Origin of the sequence: Pusillimonas noertemannii (genome assembly GCF_003096595.1) — a bacterium.
Classification (GTDB): Bacteria; Pseudomonadota; Gammaproteobacteria; order Burkholderiales; family Burkholderiaceae_B; genus Pusillimonas; species Pusillimonas noertemannii.
Map to the genome: position 1 here is coordinate 125,456 of NZ_QEKO01000006.1, position 9,583 is coordinate 135,038.

Annotated in this window: 10 protein-coding genes; 6 read left to right on the forward strand and 4 right to left on the reverse strand. The window is 61.7% G+C overall.

Going from position 1 to position 9,583, the window contains the following annotated elements; genetic code table 11:
* Positions 1–10: 10 nt before the first annotated feature.
* From C7440_RS16950 to C7440_RS16965, 4 genes are read left to right on the forward strand one after another with little or no spacing between them, the layout of a single operon-like run.
* A complete protein-coding gene (locus C7440_RS16950; RefSeq protein WP_116519331.1) occupies positions 11–1,228 on the forward strand; it encodes a cytochrome P450 in 1,218 nt (405 codons plus the stop codon).
* A gap of 18 nt (positions 1,229–1,246) precedes the next feature.
* A complete protein-coding gene (locus tag C7440_RS16955) occupies positions 1,247–1,567 on the forward strand; it encodes a 2Fe-2S iron-sulfur cluster-binding protein (protein ID WP_017524597.1) in 321 nt (106 codons plus the stop codon).
* Positions 1,568–1,599: 32 nt separating this feature from the next.
* Positions 1,600–2,199: a MarR family winged helix-turn-helix transcriptional regulator gene (locus C7440_RS16960; protein WP_165832630.1), complete on the forward strand. Its 600-nt coding sequence runs from the start codon at positions 1,600–1,602 to the stop codon at positions 2,197–2,199.
* 14 nt (positions 2,200–2,213) lie between these two features.
* Positions 2,214–3,422, forward strand: a complete 1,209-nt coding sequence (locus tag C7440_RS16965; protein WP_017524595.1) for an NAD(P)/FAD-dependent oxidoreductase — start codon at positions 2,214–2,216, stop codon at positions 3,420–3,422.
* A gap of 41 nt (positions 3,423–3,463) precedes the next feature.
* Here the strand turns inward: C7440_RS16965 and C7440_RS16970 are convergent, their stop codons facing one another.
* A complete protein-coding gene (locus tag C7440_RS16970; RefSeq protein ID WP_243410961.1) occupies positions 3,464–4,645 on the reverse strand; it encodes a CynX/NimT family MFS transporter in 1,182 nt (393 codons plus the stop codon).
* A 176-nt stretch (positions 4,646–4,821) separates the two neighbouring features.
* Between C7440_RS16970 and C7440_RS16975 the strand changes: the two genes are divergently transcribed.
* The gene (locus C7440_RS16975) at positions 4,822–6,027 is read left to right on the forward strand and encodes an MFS transporter (RefSeq protein ID WP_243410962.1); all 1,206 of its coding nucleotides are present in this window, start codon (positions 4,822–4,824) and stop codon (positions 6,025–6,027) included.
* 37 nt (positions 6,028–6,064) lie between these two features.
* Here the strand turns inward: C7440_RS16975 and C7440_RS16980 are convergent, their stop codons facing one another.
* From C7440_RS16980 to C7440_RS16990, 3 genes are all read right to left on the reverse strand, one after another.
* Positions 6,065–7,285: an FAD-dependent monooxygenase gene (locus C7440_RS16980; RefSeq protein ID WP_116519335.1), complete on the reverse strand. Its 1,221-nt coding sequence runs from the start codon at positions 7,283–7,285 to the stop codon at positions 6,065–6,067.
* 70 nt (positions 7,286–7,355) lie between these two features.
* Positions 7,356–8,573 (reverse strand): ABC transporter substrate-binding protein, encoded by a 1,218-nt coding sequence (locus tag C7440_RS16985; protein ID WP_116519336.1) that lies wholly within the window; start codon positions 8,571–8,573, stop codon positions 7,356–7,358.
* 85 nt (positions 8,574–8,658) lie between these two features.
* On the reverse strand, positions 8,659–9,060 hold the full coding sequence (locus tag C7440_RS16990; RefSeq protein ID WP_243410963.1) for a RidA family protein: 402 nt from the start codon (positions 9,058–9,060) through the stop codon (positions 8,659–8,661).
* Between the two features lie 227 nt (positions 9,061–9,287).
* Here C7440_RS16990 and C7440_RS16995 point away from each other — a divergent pair.
* Positions 9,288–9,583 (forward strand): fumarylacetoacetate hydrolase family protein (locus tag C7440_RS16995; protein WP_207775427.1); only part of this gene is annotated, 296 nt, incomplete at its 3' end.

The following is a 9,583-nucleotide window of genomic DNA, read 5'->3' on the forward strand; positions in this document are numbered from 1 at the left end:
GGAGACAAACATGCAAACCATTCAAAAGCACGAGGCGCCTGATTCGTCGGTGCCCAGTCTGGACATCGATCCGTTTTCAGACGATTTCCTGACCAATCCCTATCCGTATCACGAGCGCATGCGCGACGCCGGCGAACTGGTATGGCTTGAAAGCTACGGCATCTGGGCATCGGCCCGCCACGAAGCCGTGCGCGCCGGGCTGAACGACTGGCAGAATTTCATTTCGTCGGCCGGCGTCGGCCTGGCCAATTTCCGCACCGAAAAGCCCTTTCGGCCGCCCAGCCTCATCCTCGAGGCCGATCCGCCCCAGCATACGCGCTCGCGCACTGTGCTGGCCCGCATTCTGTCGCCCCGCGCCATGCAGCAGGTGCGCGAAGATTTCCAGAAAGAGGCCGAGCGGCTGGTCGACCGCCTGGTGCAGCAGGGCGACATCGATGCCGTGAAGGAACTGGGCGAGGTGTACCCGCTGAAGGTGTTTCCCGATGCGGTGGGCCTGACCGAAAAGGGCCGCGAGAACCTGCTGCTGTACGGCAACATGGTGTTCAACGCCTTCGGACCGCGCAATCACATTTTTCAAGAGGCGGTCGAACGCTACGAACCGGTGCGTGAATGGGTCATGAACCAGTGCCGGCGCGAAGAACTGCGGCCGGGCGGGTTCGGAGACCAGATCTACCAGGCCGCCGATGCGGGCGAGATCAGCTACGACGAAGCCCCCATGCTGGTGCGTTCCTTCCTGTCCGCCGGGGTGGACACCACGGTGAATGGAATCGGCAACGCCCTGTTCAGCCTGGCCGGCCACCCGGACCAGTACGCCAAGCTCGTCGCACGGCCCGAACTTGCCCGGCCCGCCTTCGAAGAAGGCCTGCGCTACGAGTCGGCCGTGCAGACCTTCTTTCGCACGGTCAACCGTTCGGTGGAGTTCTGCGGACTGCCGCTGCGCGAGAACGACAAGGTGTTGTTCTTCCTGGCGGCGGCCAACCGCGATCCGCGCCAGTGGCCGAACCCCGACGTCTTCGACATCGAGCGCAAGCCCGTGGGCCACATGGCCTTCGGCTCGGGCATCCATGGCTGCGTCGGACAGGCCGTGGCCAGGCTCGAAGGCGAGCTGATACTGACCGCGCTGGCCAAAAGGGCAAAGCGCATCGAGTTCACCGGCGAGCCGGTGCGCCGGCTGAACAACACGCTGCGGGCATTCGATTCGCTGCCCATGCGCCTCATACCTCATTGACCTACAGGAAGCTTCGAAGTGGCAACCATCAAGTACATCGACCAGGCGGGAGGCGAGACCGTGCTTGCCGTGCCCGCCGGCACCAGCGTCATGCAGGCCGCCATCAACAACGGCTTGCCGGGCATCGTGGGAGAATGCGGGGGGTCGGCCATGTGCGCGACCTGTCATGTCTATGTGGACGAGCATGACATCCACAAGTTCGAGCCGCCCGGCGCACCCGAGCGCGAGATGCTCGAGTGCACTTCGGCCCCATTGCGCGAGACCAGCCGCCTTGGATGCCAGCTTGCGGTCAGAGAAGGCGATATGATTACCGTCCGCTTACCCGAAAGCCAACAATAGCGGCGAAGGTCTTCTTCGCCAGGCATGATGCAATGAAGAAACCCGCTTCGACATCGAGCTCGCCCAAGGCGACCAAGACCGGCAAGACCAAGGCGGCAAAGGCCGCGCAAGGCGAAACGCCTGCCGTGCCGTGGCAGGCGAACGGGCTTGATCTCGAGAACTACGCGCCGGCGTACTTCACCTTCGTGGCCACCAAGCTGGCGTCGGGGGCGGCAGCGGTCTATCGCAAGCATTTCGGCGTCGGCATCGAAATATGGCGCGTGCTGGTCATGCTTGCCCTGGACGAAAAGGTTTCGGTCAACATGGTGTGCAAGCTCATCGGCATGGACAAGGGTTCGGTCAGCCGCTGCTTCAAGAGCATGTACGAAAAAGGCTTCATTACTTTTTCGCACGATCCGCGCGACGGCCGCGTGCGCTACGCCACGCTGACCCCCGCGGGCTGGCGCAAGCACGACGAGATCAAGGCCGTGGCGCTCGAGCGCCAGCGTGCCTTTTTGTCATGCCTCGAACCCGAAGAGTCGCGGCAGCTGATCGACCTGCTGCACAGGCTGCATGCCAATCTGCCCAATGTCGAGCGCGCAACCCAACGGTACCTGCGCGAGCACGTGGTCAAGCCGGGCCACGAAAAATAAACAAAGGAAGCACAATGATGAACATCGTCGTGGTGGGGGGCGGACACGCCGCCGCCCAGCTAAGCGCCAGCCTGGCCGAGCACGCTTTGCCGGCAAAGGTCACGCTCGTAACCGAAGAGGCGCACCTGCCGTATCACAGGCCGCCGCTGTCCAAGGCCTATCTGAAGGACGCCGAACCCGCGGCGGCATGGCTGCGCAGCGCCGATTTCTATGCCGGCGCCGGCGCCCAGTGGCGCCTGTCGAGCAGGGTGGTGCGCATCGTGCGCGACGAGCGCCGCATTGAGCTGGCCGGCGCAGAGAGCCTGCCCTATGACCGCCTGGTGCTTGCCACCGGGGCCAGGGCCCGCAGCCTGCCGGGCCTGCAGGAAGGCCTTGGCAACGTCCATACATTGCGCAATCTGGACGACGCGGCGCGCCTGCGCCACCGCCTGTCGGCGGCCGAAAGCGTGCTGGTCATCGGCGGCGGGTTCATCGGCCTTGAGATCGCCGCCACCGCGGCCCAGCTGGGCAAGCGGGTGGTCGTGCTCGAAGCCGCGGCACGCCTGCTGTCCCGGTCGGCCTCGCCCGAGGTATCGGATTATCTGCTGGCCAGCCACCGGGCGGCGGGCGTCGACATCCGCTTGAACACCGCCATCGAAGCCTTCGACGTGCAGGGCGGGCAGCTTGTCGCGGTGCGCACGGCCCAAGGCGCCGTACCGGCCGACCTCGTCGTGGTGGGCATAGGGGCCGTGCCCAATGACGAGCTTGCGCGCCAGGCCGGCCTGCTTTGCGACAACGGCATTGTGGTGGATGCCCACATGGCCACCAGTGATCCGGCCATACTGGCCATCGGCGATTGCACGGCTTTTCCGTTTGCGCCCCTTGGGCGCCGCATACGCCTGGAGTCGGTCCAGAACGCCAACGACCAGGCCCGTTGCGCGGCCCTTGCGCTTGCCGGTACGGCCGAGGCCTATTCGGCCCTGCCGTGGTTCTGGTCCGAGCAGGGCGCCTTGCGCATCCAGATCGCCGGCGTGCCCGAGGCTCATCATGAGCGCATCGTGCGCGGCGACCCGGGCCAGGGCAGGTTCTCGGTGCTGCATTTCAGGGACGACACGCTGAGCTGCGTGGAATCCGTCAATGTCCCGGCCGACCACATGGCTGCGCGCAAGCTGATAGCCGAGGCCTGCCGCGTGCCGCGGGACAAGGCCGTGGATGCGTCCATTCCTCTCAAGTCGCTTGCTTGACGCTTGCGGCCCCCCAGGGCGGCCGCCGTGGCGCCGCCCCGCTATTTTTCCTCGACTTCGATGTAGCGCGCCCGGCCCGCGCCCAGGGCAAAATAAGCTGAGATGAGCACCAGCACCACGAACAGCACGGCGACCGCGTCCCAGCTGCCGGTGTATTCATGCAGCAGCCCCATTAGCAGGGGGGCGGTCGCCGCAATGATGTAGCCGACTCCCTGCGCCATGCCCGATAGGGCCGCGGCCACCTGCGCATTGGGCGAACGAAGCACCAGAAGCGCCAGCGCGATGCTGAATACGCCGCCCAGGCCCAGGCCCATTGTCGCCCCCGCCACCCACACCCAGGAAATGGGCGCGTAGAAGGTCATCATCAGGCCGGTGAAGGTGAAGCCCAGCAGGCACAGCAGGGTGAAGCGCTGGTCCTTGCCCCGCGTGGCCAGCCAGGGCGCGGCCGGCGAGGAGATCAGCTGGACCGCCAAGGTGAGCGAGAGGACGAAGCCCGCGGTCAGCGGGGGTAGTCCGCGGTCGATGAGTATCACCGCCAGCCAGCCGAACACACAGTAGGTGATGGAGGATTGAAACCCCATCAGCAGGGTGACCTGCCAGGCGAGCTTGTTGCCGCGCAGCCTGGGCAACTGGGCATGCTTGCCGGCGGCCCGCCGATGCGCGGGGGGAATATGGCCCACCCATACCACCATGGCCGCCGCAACCGGAAACAGCCAGAACGCCAGGGACCATCGCCAGCCGCCCAGCACGCTTTCCAGGGGAACCGCCGCGCCGGCGGCTATGGCGGCGCCGACACAGAGCGCGGTGGAATACAGTCCCATCATCATGCCCGCCTGTACCGGGAACTGCTGCTTGATGATGCTGGGCAGTATCACCATGATCACGCTGATGCTGGCTCCGCCGACGAAGGTTCCCAGAAAGAGCCCCGTTGTGCCGAACAGGCTGCGCAGGCCGATGCCCAGGATCAGCACGCCCAGTGCGATGAGAACCAGGCGTTCGGGCGAAGTAAAGCGCAGCAGGCGCGGCACGAAGGGGGCAAAGGCGCCGAAGCACAGCACGGGCAGGGTGATCAGCATGCCGATCACCGCGCCGGAAAGAGAGAGGCTGTCGCGGATGGAGTCGAGGACCGGGCCCAGGCCGGTGAGCATGGGACGCAGATTGACCGAGACCAGGACGAGGGCGGCGATCAGGGCCAGCCGGGACCGGTCGCTTTCCGTTTTCAAGGACTGGCCGCAATCGCGGGGCGATGCCGCTTCGCTTTCTGGTCGCGTATGTTGCATGTTTTCTTGAGCAGGCACTAAATATTGATCCCGGCGGTCAGTGTGCCACAATATCGTTCTTTCATGAAACGGCGCAGCGGCCTCTTTCCGTCGCCGCCGTTGTCGGGTCTTCTATGCATATGTCTTCTCGTGCTGGGGCTTCGTCCGTCGATACGACGATGCTCGCCTATCTTGTCGTACTGGCTGGCGTAACGACTGCCCTGCATATCTGGAAACTGCCGCCCGCCCTGCCCGCGCTGCAGGCCGAGCTGGGCCTTTCCCTGGTCGAGTCCGGCTTCCTGCTTTCCCTGGTCCAGATGGCGGGCATGACCCTGGGCCTGGTAATGGGCCTGTTCGCTGAAAAGATCGGTCTGCGCCGCTGCCTGTTGCTGGGCCTGCTGCTGCTCAGCGTGGCGTCGGCGGCGGGGGCGGTGTTCGTCGACAAGACACTGATGCTGGTGTTTCGCGCCATCGAAGGCTGCGGCTTCCTCATGGTGGTCATGCCGGGGCCGGCCCTGATCCGGCGGCTGGTCAAGCCCAACCAGCTGGCTCGCCTGCTGGGGGTCTGGGGCTGCTACATACCCATAGGGGCGGTCATCATCCTGCTGGCCGGCTCATGGCTGCTCAGCATGGCCAACTGGCGCGTGCTGTGGTGGCTGCTGACGTTCATCACCCTGGTGGTCATGGTGTTCGCATGGCGCGCGCTGCCGTCCGATCCGCCCCGGCTGGCGCGCGCAGAACGCTCGTCCGTCTGGCGCATCATCGGCACCACCCTGGGGGCCGAGCAGATATGGCTGGTCGCGCTGTGTTTCGGTTTCTATGCGGCGCAGTGGATTTCCGTGATCGGCTTTCTGCCCACCATCTATTCGGTGGCGGGGGTGTCGGGGCCTGTCGCCGGCGTATTGACGGCGGTGGTGGCGGGCAGCAACGCGGTGGGGTGTTATGTCGCCGGAGGCCTGCTGCATCGCGGCGCCTCGGCGCGCACCCTGATGATCACCGGCTATGTCACGATGGCGGCCACCGCCTTCGTGGCGTTTGGCCTGCACATGCCGGTGCCGGTGCAGTTCCTGATGATATTGGTGTTTTCCACCGTTGGCGGACTTATTCCGACAACGCTCTTTTTGCTGGTCATCAAGCTGGCGCCTTCCACCGAGACCACCTCCACCTCGATCGGCTGGATGCAGCAGATGTCGGCGGCCGGCCAGTTCGCCGGCCCTCCCGCGGTGGCCTGGGTGGCCACGCTGGCCGGCGGCTGGGCGTCCACCTGGGTTTTCACCGGCATGTGCGCCCTGATCGGCATCGGCATGACACTGCGGCTGGGCGCCAAGCTGAAGGCGCGGGGCTAGAGCTTAGCCGCCCACGCAGCCTTTCAGTATGTGTCCCCTATTGCACTGCTGCAGTGATGGCGGGGGAGCCGGCTTTTCCCCATAACCAATCCAAAGTCTCGTAAGCCTTTTCTTGGGTGGGCCAACGTTCGGCAAAGAGCTGAGCCCGTAAATCTGCCAGAGCTCCACCAAATTGAGCAACCTCGCGAAGATGTTTCGCAGTCAATTGCACCCGTGCCGTATGGATGTATCGTGATGAATAATACGATTGCAGCGCTGTTTCGGGATCGTCAGAGTTCTGCCACATGCTTTCAGACAAACATACGGCATCTTCAAGCGCCTGGCATGCGCCTTGCGCGGCATACTGGAACATCGGGTGGGCAGCGTCTCCAATGAGGGTGACACGGCCCTGGGTCCAATTTTTTATTGGCTCGCGCCCTCCAACAAGCCATCGCCTGCCCATGTCGATTTTTCGCAGTAGATGCTGAATCTCTTCCAGATGTCCTTCGAAACTTCCCCATACCTCATCCGGACGGCCTTCGATGTCAGTTACGTCGAATTCCTGATCGGACATAAATGTGGCCACGAGGTTGTAGAGTTCGCCGCAACGCAGGGGGTAGTGTACGAAGTCGGCATCGGGCCCGCTCCACATCACGACATTGGGACTCCATAACGAATCGGGGATTTCGCTCTTTGGTACTACGGAGCGATAGCACACGAGCCTGGACACTTTATTGCGTCCGTCGCCGATGATCTTCTGACGGATGACAGAACGCAAGCCATCCGCGCCAACGAGCGCATGTCCTTTGATCTGGCGACCGTCTTTCAATTGGACGGTCACTGAGCGATTGTCTTGAGAGAAGTCCACGACCTCGGTGCTTCTTTCAAGTTGGATATTCGGGTGGGCTTGGCATTCGCTGAAGATCGTGGAAAGCAGATCAGCTCTGTGAATTACCGCGTAGGGATGGCCGAAATATTGTAGAAAATCGTCGCCTAGATCCAAATGGGCAAACTTACTTCCGTTCAGGGCATCTCGGAGCTCGATGGCTGGGGGAAGAGACGTCCATTGTTTCAGCTTGCTTGTGAGGCCAAGCTGATGCAGCGCACGCATGCCATTGGGTGCGAGCTGTATGCCAGCGCCCACTTCACGGAACTCGGGTGCTTGCTCGAACACCTGTACTCGGAAGCCGCGGCGTGCAAGCCCCAGGGCGACTCCCAGGCCTCCTATCCCGCCTCCTGCGACGACTACCGGAAATTCGGTATCGATACAATCTTCCATCGTTTACTCCTAAGGTTTTTTGAGAGCGGCAATCGTCCAGGATCAGCAGCTCGGTTTCAGGCAAACAGAGTTACTTCATTTCGCATTGCGAGACATAGGGATCAGTGTGGTCCTTGGCGATCGTGCTGATAGCCTTGTAGTCGAGCTTGCCCTCGCTGTTGCGCTCGACCTTGACCAGATACCAATCCTGGATGGGGTAGTGGTTGGTATTGAACTTGAAGTTGCCGCGCACGCTTTCGAAGTCGGCCTTGCGCAGTGCTTCGCGGAAGGCATCGGGCTTGCCCTTGACGTCGCCGTTGACGGCCTTAAGCGCCGAGCCGATCAGGCGCGCCGTGTCATACGACGTAGCCGCATATACGGTGGGCCGGCGGCCGTACTCTTTTTCAAAGGCGGCCACGAAGGCCTTACTGGCCTCGTTGTCTTGCTGGCTGGTCCATTGCGTGGTCAGGTAGTAGCCTTCGCCCGCATCGCCTGTGGCGGCCAGCATGCGGTCGTCCATGGAGTACAGAGGCATGACCATCTTGATGGACTGGCTCAAGCCCGAGTTGGCAAGTTGCTTGGCAAAGTTGATACCTGGCCCGCCCGGCAGGAATGCAAAAAGCCCCTCGGGCTGCAGCGAACGGATGCGGGCCAGTTCGACCGAGAAGTCGGACTGGTCGAGCTTGGTGTAGATCTCGGCCAGGATCTCGCCCTTATAAACATTCTTGAAGCCGGTCAGGGCGTCCCTTCCAGCTTGGTAGTTAGGTGCCATGACGACGATCTTCTTGACGCCTAATTCGTTGGCGGCGAGTGCGGCCGTATCGCTGTACGAGTCGTTCTGCATGGCTACCGAGAAGAAGTTGCGGTTGCAGCCCTTGCCCGCAAAAGTGGAGGCGCCGGCGTTCAGGCTGATATAGAACCGGCCGTCTTCCTTGACGATCGTCGGCACGGCCGCGACCAGTACATTGGACCAGTTGATGCCTGTAAATATCCTTACTCCGGCCTGGAGCATCTTCTCGGCGATCTGTTTGCCGGTGGCGGGCTTGAACCCGTCATCTTCAACAATAAGGTTGACAGGAATGCCGCCCAATTTACCGCCTTCCTCCTTGATGGCGAGCAGGACGGCATCTCGCTCATCTTCACCAATATAGCCGGCCGGGGTGGACAAAGTGCCGATAAAACCGATGTCTACCGGCTCTTGCGCCGATACAGCGAGCGGCAAGGCGGCCAATAGCACAGCCCCAAGCCATTGACTTGCAGCCGTTGACAAGGGGTTACGTCGCTTGATGCGGTTGTTTGCAGTTTTCATGACGTGTCTCCTTTTACTTTTTAGGAATAAATGGCCAAGCAGCGAAACACACTGTTGGCCAATCCTTGTTTTATTGCATTGGTTTTTATTGGTTCGAGGCGCCGATGTAGCCCTGTGCCTTGATTTCCACTTTCAACGCGGGTATAGCGAGTTCTCTAATTGCCACCAGCGTGCAGCATGGGAAGTCGCCGGTGAAGAACTCACGGCGCGCCCTCCAGACTTCTTCTCGCTCCTTGATGTCGGTGACGTAGATGCTCAACTCGATGATGTCGTCCATCTGAGCGCCCGCCGCCTGCGCGAGATCGCGGATTTTTCGGAAGGTTTCCTTGGCTTGCTCATACATGCTGTCGCCGCCTACTACGTTTCCTTCCAAGTCATGAGCCGTCATTCCCGAAATATAGAAATGACTGCCGTAAAGCTTGGCATTGGTCCAAGCCCCCGGCTTGGGCTGCTTGACGCTGGGGGCATTGATGCTTTGCATCTTCATTTTTCCTCCTGAGAAAGTAATGAGGCGGTCGGTTTTCGATGTGGCCCCCTCATCAAAATGGTTCTATTGAACCGTAATTCGTCGATGCTTTTAATATTTATCGATAAAAATTAGTTTTGTATAATTCTATCTGCTGTTTTAAATACAGTCAAAGATTTTATCGATAAAATATTGCGATGCTCTTCGGATTAGCAGAGGAGCAGTCATCGACAACTTGGAGTGTCTCTATGTCACACGTCGTCAATCCGCCCGAAGTCATCTCCGTTCCCGTCCACGGCAGCGCCGACACCTTCCCGGTACGCCGCGTCTATTGCGTGGGCCGCAACTATGCCGCCCACGCCCGTGAGATGGGCTTCGACCCCGATCGCGAACCGCCGTTCTTCTTCTGCAAGCCGGCCGATGCGGTGGTGCCCGTGGCCGAAGGCGCAACGCTCGAGCTGCCTTACCCCGCCGAGACCAGCAACTACCACTACGAGATCGAGCTCGTGGCGGCCATCGGCAAGGGCGGCTCGAACATTTCCCT